This window comes from Streptomyces sp. NPDC050759 (assembly GCF_044456945.1).
In the GTDB taxonomy this organism is placed as follows: domain Bacteria; phylum Actinomycetota; class Actinomycetes; order Streptomycetales; family Streptomycetaceae; genus Streptomyces.
This window is the reverse complement of the sequence record NZ_JBITGI010000014.1, coordinates 300,756-321,332: the sequence shown is the minus strand read 5'-3', so window position 1 is coordinate 321,332 and position 20,577 is coordinate 300,756. Positions and strand designations below refer to the sequence as shown.

18 protein-coding genes are annotated in these 20,577 nt (G+C 70.8%); 7 read left to right on the top strand and 11 right to left on the bottom strand.

Going from position 1 to position 20,577, the window contains the following annotated elements; all coding sequences use genetic code 11:
- Nucleotides 1-219 precede the first annotated feature (219 nt).
- Entirely contained in the window at nt 220-1,293 is a 1,074-nt protein-coding gene (locus tag ACIBJB_RS35120) for a serine hydrolase domain-containing protein (RefSeq protein WP_398936724.1), read from the top strand.
- 77 nt (nt 1,294-1,370) lie between these two features.
- Here the strand turns inward: ACIBJB_RS35120 and ACIBJB_RS35115 are convergent, their stop codons facing one another.
- The gene (locus ACIBJB_RS35115) at nt 1,371-3,077 is read right to left on the bottom strand and encodes a glycerol-3-phosphate dehydrogenase/oxidase (RefSeq protein WP_398936722.1); all 1,707 of its coding nucleotides are present in this window, start codon (nt 3,075-3,077) and stop codon (nt 1,371-1,373) included.
- A 285-nt stretch (nt 3,078-3,362) separates the two neighbouring features.
- Here ACIBJB_RS35115 and ACIBJB_RS35110 point away from each other — a divergent pair, with 285 nt between their 5' ends.
- Nucleotides 3,363-4,580, top strand: coding sequence for a nucleotide sugar dehydrogenase (locus ACIBJB_RS35110; protein WP_398936720.1), 1,218 nt, complete (start codon nt 3,363-3,365; stop codon nt 4,578-4,580).
- 641 nt (nt 4,581-5,221) lie between these two features.
- On the opposite strand, the gene ACIBJB_RS35105 is transcribed toward ACIBJB_RS35110, so the two are convergent.
- The 4 genes from ACIBJB_RS35105 to ACIBJB_RS35090 all read right to left on the bottom strand — a co-directional run bounded on the left by ACIBJB_RS35105 (nt 5,222) and on the right by ACIBJB_RS35090 (nt 9,625).
- Nucleotides 5,222-6,346: a GuaB3 family IMP dehydrogenase-related protein gene (locus tag ACIBJB_RS35105; RefSeq protein WP_391057093.1), complete on the bottom strand. Its 1,125-nt coding sequence runs from the start codon at nt 6,344-6,346 to the stop codon at nt 5,222-5,224.
- A 117-nt stretch (nt 6,347-6,463) separates the two neighbouring features.
- Nucleotides 6,464-7,966, bottom strand: coding sequence for an IMP dehydrogenase (gene guaB / locus ACIBJB_RS35100; protein ID WP_398936717.1), 1,503 nt, complete (start codon nt 7,964-7,966; stop codon nt 6,464-6,466).
- A 149-nt stretch (nt 7,967-8,115) separates the two neighbouring features.
- The gene (locus ACIBJB_RS35095; protein WP_007384137.1) at nt 8,116-8,703 is read right to left on the bottom strand and encodes a sigma-70 family RNA polymerase sigma factor; all 588 of its coding nucleotides are present in this window, start codon (nt 8,701-8,703) and stop codon (nt 8,116-8,118) included.
- A gap of 310 nt (nt 8,704-9,013) precedes the next feature.
- Nucleotides 9,014-9,625 (bottom strand): response regulator transcription factor, encoded by a 612-nt coding sequence (locus tag ACIBJB_RS35090; RefSeq protein ID WP_003948568.1) that lies wholly within the window; start codon nt 9,623-9,625, stop codon nt 9,014-9,016.
- Between the two features lie 381 nt (nt 9,626-10,006).
- On the opposite strand from ACIBJB_RS35090, the gene ACIBJB_RS35085 reads away from it, so the two are divergent.
- Nucleotides 10,007-10,333 carry a WhiB family transcriptional regulator gene (locus tag ACIBJB_RS35085; RefSeq protein WP_398936715.1) on the top strand — a complete coding sequence of 109 codons (327 nt, stop codon included), beginning with the start codon at nt 10,007-10,009 and terminating at the stop codon, nt 10,331-10,333.
- A gap of 71 nt (nt 10,334-10,404) precedes the next feature.
- Here ACIBJB_RS35085 and ACIBJB_RS35080 read toward each other — a convergent pair whose 3' ends face one another.
- Nucleotides 10,405-11,301, bottom strand: coding sequence for a LysR family transcriptional regulator (locus ACIBJB_RS35080; RefSeq protein WP_398936713.1), 897 nt, complete (start codon nt 11,299-11,301; stop codon nt 10,405-10,407).
- An 80-nt stretch (nt 11,302-11,381) separates the two neighbouring features.
- Here ACIBJB_RS35080 and ACIBJB_RS35075 point away from each other — a divergent pair, with 80 nt between their 5' ends.
- The 3 genes from ACIBJB_RS35075 to ACIBJB_RS35065 all read left to right on the top strand — a co-directional run bounded on the left by ACIBJB_RS35075 (nt 11,382) and on the right by ACIBJB_RS35065 (nt 13,628).
- Nucleotides 11,382-12,050, top strand: coding sequence for an MOSC domain-containing protein (locus tag ACIBJB_RS35075; RefSeq protein ID WP_398936711.1), 669 nt, complete (start codon nt 11,382-11,384; stop codon nt 12,048-12,050).
- A 51-nt stretch (nt 12,051-12,101) separates the two neighbouring features.
- Nucleotides 12,102-12,875, top strand: a complete 774-nt coding sequence (locus ACIBJB_RS35070) for an SDR family NAD(P)-dependent oxidoreductase (RefSeq protein ID WP_398936709.1) — start codon at nt 12,102-12,104, stop codon at nt 12,873-12,875.
- Nucleotides 12,876-12,938: 63 nt separating this feature from the next.
- The gene (locus tag ACIBJB_RS35065; RefSeq protein ID WP_398936707.1) at nt 12,939-13,628 is read left to right on the top strand and encodes an ester cyclase; all 690 of its coding nucleotides are present in this window, start codon (nt 12,939-12,941) and stop codon (nt 13,626-13,628) included.
- 80 nt (nt 13,629-13,708) lie between these two features.
- On the opposite strand, the gene groL is transcribed toward ACIBJB_RS35065, so the two are convergent.
- The 4 genes from groL to ACIBJB_RS35045 all read right to left on the bottom strand — a co-directional run bounded on the left by groL (nt 13,709) and on the right by ACIBJB_RS35045 (nt 17,738).
- Nucleotides 13,709-15,334, bottom strand: coding sequence for a chaperonin GroEL (groL, locus tag ACIBJB_RS35060; protein ID WP_398936705.1), 1,626 nt, complete (start codon nt 15,332-15,334; stop codon nt 13,709-13,711).
- Between the two features lie 112 nt (nt 15,335-15,446).
- The gene (groES, locus tag ACIBJB_RS35055) at nt 15,447-15,755 is read right to left on the bottom strand and encodes a co-chaperone GroES (protein ID WP_028807844.1); all 309 of its coding nucleotides are present in this window, start codon (nt 15,753-15,755) and stop codon (nt 15,447-15,449) included.
- Nucleotides 15,756-16,053: 298 nt separating this feature from the next.
- A complete protein-coding gene (locus tag ACIBJB_RS35050; RefSeq protein WP_398936703.1) occupies nt 16,054-16,848 on the bottom strand; it encodes a polysaccharide deacetylase family protein in 795 nt (264 codons plus the stop codon).
- Nucleotides 16,845-17,738, bottom strand: a complete 894-nt coding sequence (locus tag ACIBJB_RS35045) for a polysaccharide deacetylase family protein (protein WP_398936755.1) — start codon at nt 17,736-17,738, stop codon at nt 16,845-16,847. The genes ACIBJB_RS35050 and ACIBJB_RS35045 overlap by 4 nt, the downstream gene beginning before the upstream one ends.
- A 138-nt stretch (nt 17,739-17,876) precedes the next feature.
- Between ACIBJB_RS35045 and ACIBJB_RS35040 the strand changes: the two genes are divergently transcribed.
- Nucleotides 17,877-19,052: a methyltransferase domain-containing protein gene (locus tag ACIBJB_RS35040; RefSeq protein ID WP_398936702.1), complete on the top strand. Its 1,176-nt coding sequence runs from the start codon at nt 17,877-17,879 to the stop codon at nt 19,050-19,052.
- A 215-nt stretch (nt 19,053-19,267) separates the two neighbouring features.
- Here ACIBJB_RS35040 and ACIBJB_RS35035 read toward each other — a convergent pair whose 3' ends face one another.
- A complete protein-coding gene (locus ACIBJB_RS35035; protein WP_398936700.1) occupies nt 19,268-20,545 on the bottom strand; it encodes an RNA polymerase sigma factor in 1,278 nt (425 codons plus the stop codon).
- Nucleotides 20,546-20,577 lie beyond the last annotated feature (32 nt).

The window sequence follows — 20,577 nt, the reverse complement described above, 5'->3', positions numbered from 1 at the left end:
CCCCCCCCCCCCCCCCCCCCCCCCCCCCCCCCCCCCCCCCCCCCCGGCCCCGACCCACCCACCGAACCCCACGCGCTACACAAGCCCCCACCGGACCGAAACAGGCCGCCGCAGGCACAAAAGGGGCGCGGGGAACTGCGCAAAAACGCCCGCCCCCACCCACCCCGCAGCCACCCGACAACCCTGCATGATGGCCCCGACAAGGGAGGAGGCTCCCCGATGCCGCCACTCCGTGCACGGGCACTACTGGCCATCCCGGCGTCCCTGATGCTGCTCGCTCTCACCCCCGCAGCCTCCCCCGCCCCCTCCGCCCAGCCCACAGACGCACTGCTCCCGCAGCTGGTCACGCAGTTGGTCCCGCAGCTGGTCACACAGGGCGCCGCTCCCGCCGCGGCGTTCCTGGCCCGGGAGCAGAGCGGGACCCGTTACGCCGAGGCGGGCCCCGGAATCGCCCCCGCCGACCACTTCCGCGCCGGCAGCATCACCAAGACCTTCATCGCGACGGTCGTCCTCCAGCTGGCCGCGGAGCACCGGCTGAAGCTGTCCGACACCGTGGAGCAGCACCTGCCAGGCCTGGTGCGCGGAGCGGGCAACGACGGCCGCGCGCTGACCCTGCGCGCCCTGCTCACCCACACCAGCGGCCTGAACGACTTCACCGCGGACACCCGGGGCCTGATCCCCCTCACTCCTGCTCAAGCCGTCCGTATCGCCCTCACCCACCCTCCGGCCGACCCCGGCCGCTACTTCTACTCGAACACCAACTACGTCCTGCTCGGCATGGTGATCCGTCAGGTCACCGGCGACTCCTACGCGGTCGAGGCCGAGCGGCGGATCATCGCCCCGCTGCGCCTGACCGGCACCTCCTTTCCTGGTTCACGCACCTCTCTGCCCTCTCCACACGGCCGTGCCTACACCGCCGACGGGTCCGACATCACCGCGCTCGACCCGCGGGTGGCCGGGGCCGCGGGCGAGCTGGTGAGCACCCTCGCCGATCTGGACCGCTTCTACGCGGCGCTGCTCGGCGGACGGCTGCTGTCCCCGTTCTGGCTGCACGAGATGAGGGACACCCGCACCGCACACGGCCTGTACGGCATGGGGCTGTTCCCGGTGAAGCTGCCGTGCGGCACGACGGTGTGGGGGCACAACGGCCGCATCACCGGCAGCTACGTGCGCACCGCAGCCACGGCCGACGGCCGTCGCGTCCTCACCTTCCGCGTGAACACGACATCGGTAGCAGACCCCGACCTCGAACCGACCCTGCTCGCCGCCGAGTTCTGCCCCCGCACCTGGTAGAACGACCGGGTTCCGAACGAAGATCCCGACTCACGACACTCGTTCGAGTGATGCCGACCGGCCCCACTTCCGGCGGACTACAACGGCGCGATGTCCGGCGCCCCCAACCGCGCCGCGTCCGCGGTCAGGTCGTCCGGCTGCCGCTGCGACTCGCGCTCCGCCTCCACCCGCTTCTCGTAGTGCTCGACCTCGCGCTCGATCTGGTCCTTGTCCCAGCCGAGCACCGGCGCCATCAGCTCGGCGGCCTCGCGGGCCGAGCGCACGCCCCGGTCGAAGGTCTCGATGGAGATACGGGTGCGCCGGGTCAGCACGTCGTCCAGGTGCCGCGCGCCCTCGTGCGAGGCGGCGTAGACGACCTCGGCGCGCAGATAGTCGTCGGCGGCCTGAAGCGGCTCGCCCAGCGTGGCGTCCGAGGCGATGAGGTCGAGGACCTCCTCGGCAAGGGCGCCGTACCGATTCAGCAGATGCTCCACGCGGACGACATGAAGCCCGGTGCGCGCCGCGATCCGCGCCCGCGCGTTCCACAGCGCCCGGTAGCCCTCGGCGCCCAGCAACGGCACGTCCTCCGTGACGCATTCGGCGACCCGGGTGTCGAGTCCGTGCACCGCCTCGTCGACGGCGTCCTTGGCCATCACCCGGTAGGTCGTGTACTTGCCGCCCGCCACCACGACGAGTCCCGGCACCGGATGTGCCACGGTGTGTTCGCGCGAGAGCTTGCTGGTGGCGTCCGACTCCCCGGCGAGCAGGGGCCGAAGGCCCGCGTACACGCCCTGGACGTCGTCCCGGGTCAGCGGCACCGCGAGCACCGAGTTCACATGCTCGAGCAGGTAGTCGATGTCCGCGCTGGAGGCGGCCGGGTGGGCTTTGTCGAGGTCCCAGTCGGTGTCGGTGGTGCCGATGATCCAGTGCCGGCCCCAGGGGATGACGAACAGCACGGACTTCTCGGTGCGCAGGATCAGCCCGGTCGTGGAGTGGATGCGGTCCTTGGGCACGACGAGGTGGATGCCCTTGGAGGCGCGGACGTGGAACTGTCCCCGCTCGCCGACCATCGCCTGGGTGTCGTCGGTCCACACCCCGGTCGCGTTGACCACCTGCTTGGCGCGGATCTCGTACTCCCCGCCCGCCTCGACGTCCTGCACCCGGGCCCCGACCACGCGCTCGCCCTCGCGCAGGAACCCGGTCACCCGGGCGCGGTTGGCGGTCTTGGCGCCGTAGGCGGTCGCCGTGCGCACGAGGGTGGCCACGAAGCGGGCGTCGTCCATCTGGGCGTCGTAGTACTGCAGTGCCCCGACCAGCGCGTCCTTCCTCAAGGCGGGCGCGACGCGCAGGGCGTGACGGTGGCTCAGGTGCCGGTGCGTGGGCAGACCCCGGCCGTGCCCGCGGGCCATCGACATGGCGTCGTAGAGCGCGACACCCGAGCCGGCGTACAGGCGCTCCCAGCCCTTGTGCTGCAAGGGGTACAGGAAGGCCACGGGCTTCACGAGATGCGGGGCGAGGCGCTCGAGGAGCAGTCCGCGCTCCTTCAGCGCCTCACGTACGAGGGCGAAGTCGAGCATCTCCAGATAGCGCAGACCGCCGTGGATCAGCTTGCTGGAGCGGCTGGAGGTGCCCGAGGCCCAGTCACGCGCCTCGACCAGCCCCACGGACAGGCCCCGGGTCACCGCGTCGAGCGCGGTACCCGCACCGACCACGCCGGCTCCCACCACCAGGATGTCCAGTTCGCGCTCGGCCATTGATGCGAGTGACTCGGCACGCTGTGCCGGCCCCAGTGTCGCTGTCCTCACCACTGCCTCCCGCTGTCGATCGCGCTGGTCTCACACGTACCGGCCCGTGTCCAAAGTCTGACCGGCTTGCCCGACTTCGGCCACCAGTCACCCTCAGCCTGTGGATAACTTTCACCGCCGCGTACCCCGAAGGCCACTCGGGCTCACAACCCTGCAGGAAGACACACGGAATCAATGGCGTATTTCGGTCATATTTACTCCTAGTCTGACATTGCGCTCGCTCGTCCAGTCCACAGGGCTTGCGCACCTGTCCCGCTTCGGTTACTGGGAAGGACGGCCCACGCCATGCCCGCAGATCTCGCCGTGATCGGACTCGGCCCCTACGGACTGCCCCTGGCCCAGGCCGCTGTCGCCGCCGGCATCTCCACCCTCGGCTACCGCACCGGCCCCGAGGCCGGCCCCCTCAGCCCCGCGGAACTGCGCCGGATGCTCTCGGGGGGCTTCCGGACGGCCGCGGGGCCGGCCGAGCTCGGCCGCGTCCGTACGGCGGTCATCTGCGCACCGACCCCGCCGGCCCCGGACGGCGGCCTCGACCTGAGCCAAGTGGAGGGGGCCGCCCGCACCCTGAGCACACACCTGCGCCCGCACACCACCGTCATCCTGGAGTCCCCCGTGCCCCCGGGCACCACCGAGGAGTTCCTGCGCCCGCTCCTGGAGAAGGGCTCGGGTCTGCGCGCGGGCCGCGACTTCCACCTCGCCTACTCCCCCAGCCGCGTCGACCCCGGCAACCGCGACTTCACGCCCGCCAACACCCCCAAGGTGATCGGCGGCCTCACGCCCGCGTGCACGGAGTCGGCCGCCGCCTTCTACTCGCGCCTCACCGACAAGGTGGTACGCGCGCGTGGCCCGCGGGAGGCGGAGACGGTCCAGCTCCTGGAGACCAACTTCCGGCACGTCAACATCGCCCTCGTCAACGAGATGGCCGTCCTCTGCCACGATCTCGGCGTCGACCTGTGGGACGTCATCCGCTGCGCGGAGACCAAGCCGTTCGGCTTCCAGGCCTTCCGCCCCGGCCCGGGCGTCGGCGGTCACGCGGTCCCCCGCGACCTGACCGGCGGCAGCCCCGGCGGCGGCCGCGCCCTGCGCATGGTCGAACTCGCCCGGCAGGTCAACGACCAGATGCCCCGTTACGTCGTCCAGCGCGCCGCCGCTCTCCTCAACGAGCACGGCAAGTCCGCGCGGGGTGCCCGCGTCCTCCTGCTCGGCGTCACCTACAAGCCCGACCTCGCCGACCAGCAGGGCACCCCCGCCCAGGAGGTCGCCGTACGCCTGATGGAACTCGGCGCCGCCGTCAGCTACCACGACCCCCACATCCCGTCCTGGAGCGTCCTGGACCGCCCGGTCCCGCGCGCGGACTCCCTCTACGAGGCGGCGGCCGACGCGGACCTGACGATCCTGCTCCAGCAGCACCGGACGTACGACCTGCAAGGCCTGTCGGTGAAGGCCCAGCTGCTGCTGGACACACGGGGGGCCACGCCTACGGGGGCGGCGCATCGGTTGTGAAGGGGGGCGCACGGGTGGACCTGCGGCCGGAGCCGGTGGCATGCGGGACGCGGCGCGGGTACCTTACGGAGACAGGTGGGGTCTTCCGCAGTGGGTGCTGCGGCAGGCTCCTGGATGGTTCACGGAGTGTCCGCCCCTAGCTCTTATGGGGGCGGCCGCTCACCGGCCCACCAACAAGGTGGAGCCCACCGCAGTAGGTGCTGCAGTGGGCCCCTGGCTGGTTTACGGGTGTCCGCCCCTACCTCTCATGGGGGCGGCCGCTCACCAGCCGAAAATCCGCAAAACCCACCTCCTCCGGCATTGCACCATCCGAAGACGGATCCTGTCCCGACGGGTGGGCTTGCGGTGACGGCCCATGGGCACGCCCCCTTCCATGACGCCGCCCGTCAACCCGGTTGGGCGGTCCATTGGAGCTCCGGGGCCCCGGGCCACCGGGTCCGGAGACGTGCTCCTGGAAGGGGGCGCCCCTGAGAGCGGGTCGCCGATCAAGGACACTACTGCCCCGCTACGCCCATTCAGCCCATATTCGCCCTGAACGCAACCGCACGCCCCTCATCTGCAAAACGCGCCCCCACCAGCCCTTTTAGGTACGCAAAAGGGCCGGTCACCCACCAGGCGACCGGCCCCTCCCGCCGTAAGACCTACCGCTTGTGCTGCGAGTCCGCGACCGTCACCTCGACCCGCTGGAACTCCTTCAGCTCGCTGTACCCGGTCGTGGCCATCGCCCGCCGCAGCGCACCGAAGAAGTTCATCGAGCCGTCCGGGATGTGCGACGGGCCCGCCAGGACCTCCTCGATGGTGCCGACCGTGCCGAGGTCGACCTTCTTGCCGCGCGGCAGCTCCTCGTTGACGGCCTCCATGCCCCAGTGGTGACCGCGTCCGGGCGCGTCCGTGGCACGGGCCAGCGGCGAGCCCATCATCACGGCGTCCGCACCGCAGGCGATCGCCTTGGGCAGGTCGCCGGACCAGCCCACGCCACCGTCCGCGATGACGTGCACGTACCGGCCGCCGGACTCGTCCATGTAGTCCCGGCGGGCGGCGGCCACGTCGGCCACGGCTGTCGCCATCGGGACCTGGATGCCCAGCACATTCCGCGTGGTGTGCGCCGCGCCGCCGCCGAAACCGACCAGGACGCCCGCCGCGCCGGTGCGCATCAGGTGCAGGGCCGCGGTGTAGGTGGCGCAGCCGCCGACGATCACCGGGACGTCGAGCTCGTAGATGAACTGCTTCAGGTTCAGCGGCTCGTGCGAGCCGGAGACGTGCTCCGCGGAGACCGTCGTACCGCGGATGACGAAGATGTCCACACCCGCGTCCACGACCACCTTGGAGAACTCGGCGGTGCGCTGCGGGGAGAGCGCGGCGGCGGTGACCACGCCCGAGTCGCGCACCTCCTTGAGGCGCTGCCCGATCAGCTCCTCCTTGATGGGAGCGGCGTAGATCTCCTGGAGGCGACGGGTCGCGTTGTCCACGTCCAGCCCGACGATCTCGTCCAGCAGCGGCTGCGGGTCCTCGTGCCGCGTCCACAGGCCCTCGAGGTTCAGCACGCCGAGGCCGCCGAGCTCGCCGATGCGGATCGCGGTGGCCGGGGAGACGACCGAGTCCATGGGGGCGGCCAGGAACGGCAGCTCGAAGCGGTAGGCGTCGATCTGCCAGGCGATCGAGACCTCCTTCGGGTCGCGCGTACGACGGCTCGGGACGACGGCGATGTCGTCGAAGGCGTACGCCCGGCGGCCGCGCTTGCCGCGCCCGATCTCGATCTCAGTCACGATGTGTGGCCTTTCCCTGATGCGTTCAGCGTCTTCCAGTATCGCCGACGGGTACGACAAGGGCGGCCCCGGATGCTCCGGGACCGCCCTCACGCGCGCGTGGCCTTCAGCGATGGCTCACTTACGGCTGTAGTTCGGCGCCTCGACCGTCATCTGGATGTCGTGCGGGTGGCTCTCCTTGAGGCCCGCGGAGGTGATCCGCACGAAGCGGCCCTTGGACTCCATCTCGTCGATGGTGGCCGCGCCCACGTAGCCCATGGTCTGACGCAGCCCGCCGACGAGCTGGTGCAGGACGCTGGACAGCGGGCCGCGGTAGGGCACCTGGCCCTCGATGCCCTCGGGCACGAGCTTGTCGTCGGCGGCGACCTCGGCCTGGAAGTAGCGGTCCTTCGAGTACGACTTGCCCTGGCCCCGGGACTGCATGGCACCGAGCGAGCCCATGCCGCGGTACGACTTGAACTGCTTGCCGTTGATGAACTGCAGTTCGCCGGGCGACTCCTCGCAGCCCGCGAGCAGCGAGCCCAGCATCACGGTGTCGGCGCCGGCGGCGAGCGCCTTGCCGATGTCGCCGGAGTACTGCAGGCCACCGTCGCCGATGAGCGGGATGCCCGCGGGGCGGGCGGCGAGAGAGGCCTCGTAGATGGCGGTGACCTGCGGGACGCCGATGCCGGCGACCACGCGCGTGGTGCAGATGGAGCCCGGTCCGACACCGACCTTGATGCCGTCGACACCGGCGTCGATCAGCGCCTGGGCGCCGTCACGCGTGGCGACGTTGCCGCCGATCACGTCGACGCCGACACTCGACTTGATCTTCGCCATCCAGCTGAGGGCGTTGCTGTTGTGGCCGTGCGAGGTGTCCACGACCAGGAAGTCCACACCGGCCTCGGCGAGCGCCTGGGCGCGCTCCAGGGCCTCGGGGCTGGCGCCGACGGCGGCACCGACGAGCAGGCGGCCTTCGGGGTCCTTGGCGGCGTTCGGGTACTTCTCCGCCTTGACGAAGTCCTTGACGGTGATCAGGCCCTTGAGGACACCGGAGTCGTCGACGAGCGGCAGCTTCTCGATCTTGTGCTTGCGCAGCAGGTCCATGGCGTCGGTGCCGGAGATGCCGACCTGGCCGGTGACCAGCGGCATCGGTGTCATGACCTCGCGCACCTGGCGGCTGCGGTCCGACTCGAAGGCCATGTCACGGTTGGTGACGATGCCGAGGAGCTTGCCGGCCGGGTCGGTGACCGGGACACCGCTGATGCGGAACTTGGCGCACAGGGCGTCGGCCTCGGCGAGGGTCGCCTCCGGGTGCACGGTGATCGGGTCGGTGACCATGCCGGACTCGGACCGCTTCACCAGGTCGACCTGGTTGACCTGGTCCTCGATGGAGAGGTTGCGGTGCAGCACACCGACGCCACCGAGGCGGGCCATCGCGATGGCCATGCGGGACTCGGTCACCTTGTCCATGGCCGCCGAGAGCAGCGGGATGTTGACCCGGACGTTGCGGGAGATGCGGGACGAGGTGTCGACCGCGTTCGGGAGCACCGCGGACGCTCCCGGCAGCAGCAGCACGTCGTCGTAGGTGAGCCCGAGCGTCGCGAATTTGTCGGGCACTCCGTCGACGTTTGCAGTCATGACACCTTCCCCAAATGGCCTTGATCGGTGCGGATGTCCATGCTAACGGGAAGCAGGGGCGTCACATTCCACGGATTCCACGGTGCGGACCCGCTCCGGGCTTCGTATGTTCGTACGGAAGCGGCGCGCCGCCCGTTCAGGAGCGCGCCCTACTGCTCGGCCAGCGCTCGCAACCTGCTCAGCGCCCGGTGCTGCGCCACACGGACCGCACCGGGTGACATTCCCAACATCTGGCCCGTCTCCTCCGCCGTCAACCCCACCGCGATCCGCAGCAGCAGCAGTTCGCGCTGGTTCTCGGGGAGGTTGGCCAGCAGTTTCTTGGCCCATTCGGCGTCGCTGCTGAGCAGCGCCCGCTCCTCGGGGCCGAGCGAGTCGTCGGGCCGCTCCGGCATCTCGTCGGAGGGAACCGCCGTCGAACCGGGGTGGCGCATGGCCGCGCGCTGCAGGTCGGCGACCTTGTGCGCAGCGATGGCGAAGACGAACGCCTCGAACGGGCGCCCGGTGTCGCGATAGCGCGGCAGGGCGAGGAGGACGGCTACGCAGACCTCCTGCGCGAGGTCCTCCACGAAGTGCCGGGCGTCACCCGGGAGACGGGACAGCCGGGTGCGGCAGTAGCGCAGGGCCAGCGGGTGGACATGGGCGAGCAGGTCGTGCGTGGCCTGCTCGTCCCCCTCCACGGCACTGTGGACGAGCGCACCGATCGCCCCATGGGGATGAGCCGCCTCGTCGTCGCGCATCGGTCCATGGTGCCCTGGCGTCGTTGGATCCGTGGCATCGCGCTGGTTGTTGTGCACCGAAGCGTTATGAGCAGGTGCGCCGGAACTCATACCCTGCGCCCTCCCCTTCCGCTCGACCGACTCGTCCCCGAGAGACTCCACATCTCCAAGGATGCGGCATCCGCCACGAAACACGCAGCGGGGCGTTGAAGGGGCCGCTCGACCGCGCCCCGTCAGGGGCGCGGGGCGGCACCGATCTGCGGCTCCCGCCGCGTGGCGCGACCAGCCAGAACGGGCCCGCACCAGTACGACGACCGATCCGACCGAGTTGCTAGCGAACCAGGCCCCACCGGAATCCGAGCGCCACGGCGTGCGCCCGGTCCGAAGCCCCGAGCTTCTTGAACAGCCGCCGCGCATGCGTCTTCACGGTGTCCTCGGACAGGAACAGCTCGCGCCCGATCTCCGCGTTGGACCGCCCGTGGCTCATCCCTTCGAGCACCTGGATCTCACGCGCGGTGAGCGTGGGCGCCGCGCCCATCTCCGCCGACCGCAGCCGACGCGGGGCGAGCCGCCAGGTCGGGTCGGCGAGCGCCTGCGTCACCGTGGCACGCAACTCCGCGCGTGAGGCGTCCTTGTGGAGGTAGCCCCGGGCACCCGCGGCCACCGCGAGAGCGACCCCGTCGAGGTCCTCCGCGACCGTGAGCATGATGATGCGCGCACCGGGGTCCGCGGACAGCAGCCGCCGCACGGTCTCGACGCCGCCCAGACCGGGCATGCGTACGTCCATCAGAATCAGGTCCGAACGGTCCGCGCCCCAGCGGCGGAGGACTTCCTCGCCGTTGGCCGCGGTCGTCACGCGCTCGACGCCGGGCACGGTCGCGACCGCGCGGCGGAGCGCCTCTCGGGCAAGCGGGGAGTCGTCGCAGACGAGGACGGATGTCATGGCCGTCCTCCGCAGCTGATGCACGTCACCTTGAGCCTCCAGGCTGGTACGAAATCGTCACCTGTGCGGTCGACCGACTCGGACGCCTGTCCGAGCGCTTGTGTTTTCAACCGCCTCCGCACTCTCAACGACGGTCACCCGAAAGAGTTACGGGGCTGCGCACTGTCTTCGGCACTCTACGTGAGGGCGCGGACACGGTGCAGACATGCGCGGCGGACCCACAACGTTTCATCACAACCCATGCCCCATTCAGACCCTTTTCTTCCCATTTCCCGGTGTCTGAGGCTAGATTCGCAATGAGTCATATTTTCATCTCCTTAGATCGTAGATGTACGGTCGTGGACACCGTATCCGCCCAGAACGGCTACAAGGGGTCACGCAATGGCAGATTTCTCCCGCCTTCCCGGACCGAACGCGGACCTGTGGGACTGGCAGCTCCTGGCCGCCTGTCGCGGGGTGGACAGCTCGCTCTTCTTCCATCCGGAGGGTGAGCGCGGTGCGGCCCGGAGTGCTCGCGAGAACTCGGCCAAGGAGGTCTGCATGAGGTGCCCGGTGCGCGCGCAATGCGCGGCGCACGCGCTCGCGGTGAGAGAGCCGTACGGCGTGTGGGGCGGGCTGACCGAGGACGAGCGCGAGGAGCTCATGGGGCGGGCGCGGCACCGGCTGGTGTCCGCGTCGTCCGTGGGAAGCGGCGTATCGAACAACTGAAGGAACGTTTCTCCTAGAAGGGCACGCCCGTACGTGCCCTTCCTTGTTTTTCGGCGTACCGGCGTACCGGCCTACCGGTCGGCCGCGCGCGCCAGTTGCTCCAGCGTCGCCGCCACCGCCGGCACCTGGGCCAGATCGGGCAGCGTGAGCGCGACGATCTCCCGCCGGACCGCCGGTTCCAGCGTCACCGTGCGCACGCCTCGCGGCCGTACGGACTCGACCGCGAGCTGGGGCAGGACGGCGACGCCGAGACCCGCGCCCACCAGGCCGACGACGGCCGGGTAGTCGTCGGTCGCGAAGTCGATGCGGGGTGTGAAGCCGGCGCCCTCGCACACCTCGACCAACTGGCCGCGGCAGCGCGGGCATCCGGCGATCCACGACTCCCCGGCGAGCTCCCCGATGGACACGGACCCCGCGCGCGCGAGCCGGTGCCGGTCCGGTACGAGGGCGACGAGCCGGTCGGTCAGCAGGGGCCGTACGACGAGGTCGTCCCACTCGTCGCCGCCCCCGGCCCCCTCGTACCGGAAGGCGAGCGCGAGGTCGCAGTCGCCCTCCCGCAACAGGCCGACGGACTGCGGGGGTTCGGCCTCCTCCAGAAAGACGCGGGTGCCGGGGTGGGCGGCGCGCAGGGCGGCGAGGGCGGTGGGGACGAGGGTGGAACTGCCGCTGGGGAAGGAGACGAGCCGTACGCGCCCGGCCCGCAGGCCGGCGATGGCGGCGACCTCCTCCTCCGCCGCCGTCAGCCCCGCCAGGATCCCGGCGGCGTGCCGCACCAGCGCCTCACCCGCCTGCGTCAGCCGCATCTCGCGTCCGCTGCGGACGAGCAACGGCGTGCCCACGGACGTCTCCAGGGCCTTCATCTGCTGGCTGACGGCGGGCTGGGTGCAGCCCAGTTCACGCCCCGCGGCGGAGAAGGAACCGGTCGCGGCGACGGCACGCAGAACACGGAGATGTCGGGCCTCGATCACCTTTCGAGGATAAGCCCTGCTTTGATACATCGGCGAATAATGCATGGCAACTTTGGGTTTCCGTCCTTTACCGTGCCGCCATGGAGCTTCTGTCGGTGAATCTGGGCCGCGCGAAGGCCGTTCCGTACACGGACAACCCGGAGGGCGTCACCGGTATCGACAAGCGGCCGGTCGACGGACCGGTGCGGGTGGCCGCGCCCGGCCCCAAGGGCATCGGCGGGAGCGCGCTCGCCGGGGACGCGGTGTGCAAGAAGCAGCACCACGGCGGCGACGACCAGGCCGTGTACGCGATGGCGCGCGAGGACCTGGACGCGTGGGAGGGCGAGCTGGGCCGCGCGTTGGCCAACGGCGCCTTCGGCGAGAACCTCACGACGCGGGGCATCGACGTCTCCGGAGCGCTGATCGGCGAGCGCTGGCGTCTCGGGCCCGAGGTGGTGCTCGAGGTCACGAGCGCGCGCATCCCGTGCGGCACCTTCCAGGGCCACATGGACGAGAGGCGGTGGGTGAAGCGGTTCACGCAGAGGGGCGCGCCCGGGGCGTATCTGCGGGTGATCCAGCCGGGTGAGATCCGGACCGGGGACATGGTCGAGATCGTGCACCGGCCGGACCACGAGGTGACGGTCGCCCTGGCGTTCCGGGCGATGACCACCGAACGGCCGCTCCAGCCACGGCTGCTGGCGGCGGGCGAGGCACTCCATCCGGAGCTGCGGAAGTCGGCGCTCGAGTACGTGGAGAAGTACGGCGCCTGACGGCGTCCTCCGCAAGCGGACGCTGTCGGTCCCGGTCATTAACCTTGCGCCATGACAACGGCATTGATTACGGGATCGACCGCGGGCATCGGTGCCGCGTTCGCACGACGGCTGGCGGCTGACGGGCACAACCTGGTGCTGGTGGCCCGCGACACCAAGCGGCTCCGGGAACAGGCGACCGAACTCCACGACCGGCACGGCATCGAGGCCGAGGTCCTCACCGCCGACCTCGCCACCGACCCCGGCATCGAGGCGGTCGCCGCCCGCCTCTCCGACCGCAAATCCCCCGTCGACCTCCTCGTCAACAACGCCGGCTTCGGCAACAAGGGCCGCTATCTCGATGTCTCCATGGCCGACGAGCTGACGATGCTCAAGGTGCACTGCGAGGCGGTGCTGCGACTGACGTCGGCGGCGACGGAGGCGATGCGGGAGCGGGGACGCGGGGGAGTCGTGAACGTCGCGTCGGTGGCCGCGTTCGTGCCGCGTGGGACGTACGGCGCCTCGAAGGCGTGGGTCGTGCAGTTCACGCAGGGCGCGGCGCGGGATCTGGCGGGGAGCGGGGTTCGTCTGATGGCCCTGTGCCCGGGCTTCGTGCGGACCGAGTTCCACCAGCGGGCCGGGATGGGCACGGACAACATCCCCGGCTGGATGTGGCTCGACGCGGACAAACTGGTCGCCGCGGCCCTCACCGACCTGTCCCGCGGCAAGACCCTGTCGATCCCGGACCCGCGGTACAAGGCGCTCATGGGGTTGGTGAAGGTGGCGCCGCGGGGGCTGCTGGGCGGGATCACGTCGAGGACGGGGCGGAAGTACGGGCCGCAGTAGGGCCCGAAAAGGCGGACAATGGTGCCGTAATGCCGGACCCAGGGGGGCCGGAGGTGATCGCGTATGACGTTCGTACAGCTCATCGACTGCAGGACCAGCCGTTTCGACGAGATGGATCGGCTGATGGACACATGGGTCGAGCAGACCAGGGGAAAGCGCACCGCGACGCATGCGGTGGTCGGCAAGGACCGGTCCGACGCGTCGCACTTCGTCGAGATCGTGGAGTTTCCGTCGTACGAGGAGGCGATGCGGAATTCGGGGCTGCCGGAGACGGAGCGGATCTTCCAGGGAATGCTCGCGCTGTGTGACGAGGCGCCGACCTTCACCGATCTGGACGTGGTGCGGGACGAGCAGCTCAACCCGGCCGTCGCGCGGGAGTTCTTCGAGCAGGCCGGGCGGGCCGGGACGGCGGAGCTGTTCGAGCGGTTCACCGACGACTACCTGGACCACGATCCGGCCAACCCGGACGCTCTGGGTCTCGCGGCCGCGCGCGAGGAGTACGAAGGGTGGCGGCGGGCCTTCGCTTTCACCTTCCGGGTCGACGACCAGATCGCCCAGGACGACCGGGTGTGCACCCGCTGGACCTGGGCCGGCAAGCATACCGGCGAGTTCGTGGGGATCCCGGCGAGCGGGCAGAACGTGACCATGACGGGGACCACCTGGCACCGGTTCCGGGACGGGCGGATCTGCGAGGGCTGGTGGCAGTACGACCGTGCGGGGCTGATGGAACAGCTGGGGGTGCTCGGAGAATGACGGCCCGGTCCCTGTGACCCGCGAAGGGGAAAGCCCCCGTTCCCTCTGAGGGAACGGGGGCCTCCTTGCGAGCGCTGGGCTCAGTGGGAGTGGCCGTGGCTGTGACCACCGGCGGCCGGCTCCTCCTCTTCCTTCTTCTCGACGACCAGGGTCTCGGTCGTCAGGAGGAGGGAGGCGATGGAGGCGGCGTTCTCCAGGGCGGAGCGGGTGACCTTGACCGGGTCGATGACGCCGGCCTTGACCAGGTCGCCGTACTCGCCGGTCGCGGCGTTGAAGCCCTGGCCCTTGTCGAGCTCGGCGACCTTGGCGGTGATGACGTAGCCCTCGAGGCCGGCGTTCTCGGCGATCCAGCGCAGCGGCTCGACGACGGCCTTGCGGACGACGGCGACACCGGTGGCCTCGTCGCCGGTCTTGCCGAGGCCGCCCTCGAGCACCTTGGCGGCGTGGACCAGAGCGGAGCCACCACCGGAGACGATGCCCTCCTCGACCGCGGCGCGGGTCGCGGAGATGGCGTCCTCCAGACGGTGCTTCTTCTCCTTCAGCTCCACCTCGGTGGCGGCGCCGACCTTGATCACGCACACGCCGCCGGCCAGCTTCGCGAGGCGCTCCTGGAGCTTCTCGCGGTCCCAGTCGGAGTCGGTGTTCTCGATCTCGGCCTTGATCTGGGCGATGCGGCCCTGGACGGCGGCGGAGTCACCGGCGCCGTCGACGATCGTGGTGTCGTCCTTGGTGACCGTGACACGGCGGGCGGAGCCCAGCACGTCCAGGCCGACCTGGTCGAGCTTGAGGCCGACCTCCTCGGAGATGACCTCGGCGCCGGTCAGCGTCGCCATGTCCTGCAGCATCGCCTTGCGACGGTCGCCGAAGCCGGGGGCCTTGACGGCGACCGCGTTGAACGTGCCGCGGATCTTGTTGACGACCAGGGTCGACAGGGCCTCGCCCTCGACGTCCTCGGCGATGATCAGCAGCGGCTTGGAGGCACCCGCCTGGATGACCTTCTCGAGGAGCGGCAGCAGGTCCTGGATCGAGGAGATCTTGCCCTGGTTGATCAGGATGTACGGGTCGTCGAGGACGGCCTCCATACGCTCCTGGTCGGAGACCATGTAGGGCGACAGGTAGCCCTTGTCGAAGGCCATGCCCTCGGTGAAGTCCAGCTCCAGACCGAAGGTGTTGGACTCCTCGACGGTGATGACACCGTCCTTGCCGACCTTGTCCATCGCCTCGGCGATGAGCTCGCCGACCTGGCTGTCCTGGGCGGACAGACCGGCGACGGCGGCGATGTCGGACTTCTCGTCGATCGGGCGGGCGGTCGCGAGGAGCTCCTCGGACACGGCCTTGACCGCGGCGTCGATGCCCTTCTTCAGGGCGGCCGGGGAGGCACCCGCGGCGACGTTCTTCAGGCCCTCGCGGACCAGCGCCTGGGCCAGCACGGTGGCGGTGGTGGTGCCGTCACCCGCGATGTCGTTGGTCTTGGTCGCCACCTCCTTCACCAGCTGGGCGCCGAGGTTCTCGTACGGGTCGTCGATCTCGACCTCACGGGCGATCGTGACACCGTCGTTGGTGATGGTGGGAGCGCCGAACTTCTTGTCGATGACGACGTTGCGGCCCTTGGGGCCGATCGTCACCTTGACCGTGTCGGCAAGCTTGTTGACGCCGCGCTCGAGGGCGCGACGGGCGTCCTCGTCGAACTTCAGGATCTTCGCCATGGGAGCGTGAGCCCTCTCGGAAATCTAGGGGAAAAGAGACTGCGCCCCGGGCGCCCGGCTTGTTAGTGGTCGCGGGGGCCAGGGGCGCAGCTCAAAGAAATGCTTTGGTGAATTACTTCTCGATGATCGCGAGCACGTCGCGAGCCGAGAGGACGAGGTACTCCTCGCCGTTGTACTTCACCTCGGTGCCGCCGTACTTGCTGTACAGCACGATGTCGCCGGTCTGGACGTCGAGCGGCAGGCGCTCGCCGTTCTCGAAGCGGCCCGGGCCCACGGCCAGGACGACGCCCTCCTGGGGCTTCTCCTTGGCGGTGTCCGGGATGACCAGGCCAGAGGCGGTGGTCTGCTCGGCGTCGAGCGGCTGGACCACAATGCGGTCCTCGAGCGGCTTGATGGCAACCTTGGAGCTGGTGGTCGTCACGATCCGACCTCCCCCTTCGGAGATCACGGGGTTGACTGTCTGAGGTGGCGACCAGGTGGATCCGTCGTCGCGGGTGCCGGACCTGCCCGTCGCTGTGTTGGCACTCTCCAGGGGGGAGTGCCAGACCCGAGACTATGACCGTGATTAGCACTCGGTCAAGCGGAGTGCCAATTCGCTGCGCTGGCTGAGCGTCATTCGGGTGCGCGTGAGTGGGGGTGGCCGTTCCGGGGGCTGCCGCCCCCAGACCCCCGCTTCGGCCCGGAGGGCCTCGTCCTCAAGCGCCGGACGGGCTGAATTGCTACAGGTAGTCCTCCAAGCGACCCACTGTCAGCCCTCGGCGCTGGATCTCCCGCAGCAATCTCAGGGTCGGGCCCGTCGCCTCTCCCGATGCCACCGAGACGATGTCCCCCGCCCGCAGCGGCCGCTCCGGCGCGCCACCCTCCGCCGACACGCTCCACAGCACCACCGCCGAGAGTCCGCAGTCGGCCGCCGCGCGCAGGGTCGTGCGGTCGTACGTGCCGTAGGGCGGCCGGAACAGCCGCGGCCGGATGCCGAAGCGGGACCGCACCTTCTCCTGCTGGCCGCAGATCTCGGCGCGCTGGCCGGGGTACGGCAGACCGCGCAGGGCGGGGTGGTCGAGGGTGTGGTTCTGGATGCTCGCGCCGACCGACTGGAGGCGCGCGAAGTGGCCGTACCCGGGGCCGACGACACTGTCCGTGAGGAACATGCTGACGGGCAGCCGCAGTTCACGGACCATGTCGACGAACCGCGGATCCCTCTCTGCACCGTCGTCGTAGGTGAGGAAGACGACCTTGTCGGACGTCCCGACACGTCTCACGACCGGCGGCAGGCCGCTCCGGCGCACCGCCGCGCGCGCCGGCACCCGCGGGGGTGCCTGCAGCGGGGCCAGGAGGCCCCAGTGGTGGTACGGCCGTCCGTCCGCCCCCTCCGGACCGCTCGGCCCGTCCGGACCGTACGACCCCACCCGCTGCGCCGCCTTCCTGCCCAGCCGTTCGATGGGATCGACGGACTGCGCACAGCCGGTGAGCAGGACGGCCGCCAGCCCCCCGGCGACCAGTGCCCGCGCTCTCACAGGTAGTCCTCGAGGCGGGCGACCGCGTACCCCTCGGCCGTGATCCTGTTCAGGAAGCGGCGGAGCATGTCGGGCATCGTGCCCTTCCCGTCCTTCCGGCCCCGGAAGTGGCTGAGCACGATGTCACCGGGGTGGATCCTCTGGTCCTCCTCGCGGTACTCCCAGTGGTCGGCGAAGACCTCTTCGTTCCAGAGGGGCGCGTACCTGATGCCACAGGACCTGGCCGCGCGCAGGGTGTCCTCGTTGTAGTTGCCGTAGGGCGGGCGGAAGAGCGTGGGCCGCTTGCCGAACCGCTTCTCCATGACGTCCTGCATCCCGCAGATCTCGCGCTGCTGGCGGGCGTACGACAGCGCGGGCAGGTAGGGGTGGTGGAGCGTGTGGTTGTTCAGTACGACCCCGGTGTCCCGCATCCTCGCGAAGTAGCCGTAGTCGTCCTTGACCAGGTAGTCGCTGAGGAAGGCGGTGTACGGGATCTTCAGCTCGCTCGTCATCCGCAGGAACGCGGGGTCCTTCTCGGCGCCGTCGTCGATGGTGAGGAAGACGATCTTCTGCTCGGTGGGGACCGTGGTGAAGACCGGTGGCAGCCTTTTCTCCTCGTGGCCGTCGACCTCGAAGCCGTGGCGGGTGGTGAGGCGGGGCTTGGTCGCGGGCGCCGGCGGGGCCGTCAGCGGGATCTTCTTCAGGCCCCAGCGCCTGGCCGCGGCGATCCGGGCCTGCTCGGCGCGGAGCCGGGCGGTCCGGATACGGGTCTTGTCGGCCTGGAGGTCGTCGGCGGGGGCCGGGGGCGCCTTGAGGGGCTGCCGCGGCCGTACGCCGGTCCCGGCCGGGTCGGCGCAGCCGGAGACCAGGGCGGCCACTGCCAGGAGGACGAGGCCGCCACGGATCGACACCGACACCACCCACGCACCATTTTTATACTTTTGTCCTACTGTTCCCATGAGGCCGGATCCTCGCAGGTCACGGGAGTGCGCCCGGGCCGACACCGCCGCCGGAAGCGGACCGTCCACCGACTGGCCCACAATGACCCGGTGAACGACCTCGCCCCCCTCCTCACCCCCGAGGGCCGTGCCCTCCTCGACGAAGTGCGCGGCACCGCCCCCGCCGACGAACTCGCCGTCGCCACCCGGCTGCGCCGCGGGCATCCCGCCGCACTCGTCTCCGCGGCGCTCGGCCAGGCCCGGTTGCGGCAGCGGGCGGCGGCCAAGTTCGGGGCCGAGGACGCGGAGCGGATGTTCTTCACGCCGAACGGGGTCGAGCAGTCGACCCGGGCGAGCGTGGCGGCCTACCGCGCGGAGCGCCTGCGGGCCCTGGGCGTCACCTCCGTCGCCGACCTGTGCTGCGGGATCGGCGGGGACGCGATCGCGCTGGCCCGGGCCGGCATCCGGGTCCTCGCGGTGGACCGGGATCCGCTGACGGCGGCAGCCGCGCGGGCGAACGCGGACGCGCTGGGACTCGCCGGCCTGATCGACGTACGGGAGGCGGACGTCACGGGGGTCGACACGGCCTCGTACGACGCCGTGTTCGTGGATCCGGCGAGGCGGGGCGGGCGTGGCCGCATCTTCGATCCGGAGGCCTATTCGCCGCCCCTGTCGTGGGCGGTCCGGGCGGCTCTGGGGGCCCCGCACGCCGCGCTGAAGGTCGCGCCCGGCATCCCGCACGAGGCGGTTCCGGCTCAGGCCGAGGCGGAGTGGATCTCCGACGGCGGGGACGTGAAGGAGGCGGTGCTGTGGTTCGGCACCGCGCCGGGGGCCGTCCGGGCCACGCTGCTGCCGGGACCGCGGACTCTGCTCGGCCGGGGGCTCCCCGACCCCGGAGTCCGGTCCGTGGGGCGGTACTTGTACGAGCCCGACGGCGCCGTCATCCGGGCCCATCTGGTGGCCGAGGCGGCCGAGGAGCTCGACGGCGGGCTGATCGACCCCACCATCGCCTACGTCACCGCGGACGCGCTGCGCGAGACCCCGTATGCCACGGCGTACGAGATCACCGACCGACTCCCCTTCAACGTGAAGAAGTTGAAGGCGCTGCTGCGGGAGCGGGAGGTCGGGATCCTGACCGTGAAGAAGCGCGGGTCGGCCGTCGAGCCGGAGGAACTGCGCCGCAAGGCGCTTCCCAAACCGCAGGGGCCGCACTCCGTGACCGTGTTCCTGACCCGGGTCGCGGGGGCTCCGACCATGCTGCTGGGACGGCCGGCGGGGCTTACGTGAGCGGCTCCAGGGGCGGGTCGGCACCGACCGGGCCCGGCCGTGCCACGGCGGCGGACCGGCCGTCGTCGGCGCGCAGGGCCCGGCTGCTCATCCAGGTCCTCGCGGGCCCGTCGCCGCTGTAGTACGCCGTGGAGAGAACCTGTCCGCCGTTCGCGGCGATCGAGGCGCCCGCACAGTGCCGCCGTGCCGCGGCGCCCGTCGCGTTCGGCGACGGATCACCGACCGCACTCCCGCGCCCGGTCCAGCAGCAGTTCCCGCTCGCGTTCGTTGCGGGTCAGCGCCGCCGCTCGTTCGAACTCGGCGCGGGCCTGCGTCGTGCGTCCGAGGCGGGCCAGGAGATCGCCGCGCACGCTCGGCAGCAGGTGGTAGTCGGCCAGGGCGGGTTCGTCGGTGAGCGCGTCGACGATCTCCAGGGCGGGGCCCGGGCCCTCGGCCATCGAGACGGCGACCGCGCGGTTGAGTTCGACGACCGGGGAGGGGGCGCGGGCGGCGAGCAGGGCGTAGAGGGTGGCGATGGCCTGCCAGTCGGTCTCGTCGTAGGAGTACGCGTGCGCGTGGCAGGCGGCGATGGCGGCCTGGAGGACGTAGGGGCCGGGGGCGCCGGCGGCCGTGGCGTCCGCGCGGCCCAGGGCCTTGATGCCGCGGGCGATGAGCATGCGGTTCCAGCGGCTGCGGTTCTGGTCCTTGAGCAGGACCGGCTCGCCCCGCGGTCCGGTGCGGGCGGCCGTGCGCGAGGCCTGGAACTCCAGCAGGGCCGCGAGGCCGTGCACTTCGGGTTCCTTGGGCATGAGGGCGGACAGCAGGCGGGCCAGCCGCAGGGCGTCCTCGCACAGGGAGGGGCGCAGCCAGTCGTCGCCTGCCGTGGCCGCGTATCCCTCGTTGAAGATCAGGTAGATGACGTCCAGGACGGACCCGAGGCGGGCCTCGCGGTCGGGGCCGTAGGGCACCTCGAAGGCGATGTTCTTCGTGGCGAGGGTCCGCTTGGCGCGCACGATGCGCTGGGCGACCGTGGCCTCCGGGACGAGGAAGGCGCGGGCGATCTCGGGGGTGGTCAGGCCGCCGAGCAGCCGCAGGGTGAGGGCGGTGCGGGCCTCGGCGGACAGCACCGGGTGGCAGGTGGTGAAGACGAGCCTGAGCAGGTCGTCGTCGATGTCCTCGGGGTCGGACGGCTCCTCGGGCGGGGCGGTCTCCGACAGGTCCCGGCCGATCTCGGCCAGCTTGCGGGCGTAGTTCTCCCGGCGGCGGACCAGGTCCACGGCCCGTCTGCGCGCGACGGCCGTGAGCCAGGCGCCCGGGTTGTCGGGGACGCCGTCGCGCGGCCACTGCTCCAGCGCCGCGACCAGGGCATCCTGGGCGAGTTCCTCGGCGATGCCGACGTCCCGGACGACACGGGTGACACCGGCGATGATGCGCGGCGACTCCATGCGGAAGACGGTCTCCACGACGGTCTGCACCGAGGAGCGGGCGTCGGTGGTGGGGGGCTGTGAGGTCACAACCCCCCATTCGACACCCGTACGGCCCCGCA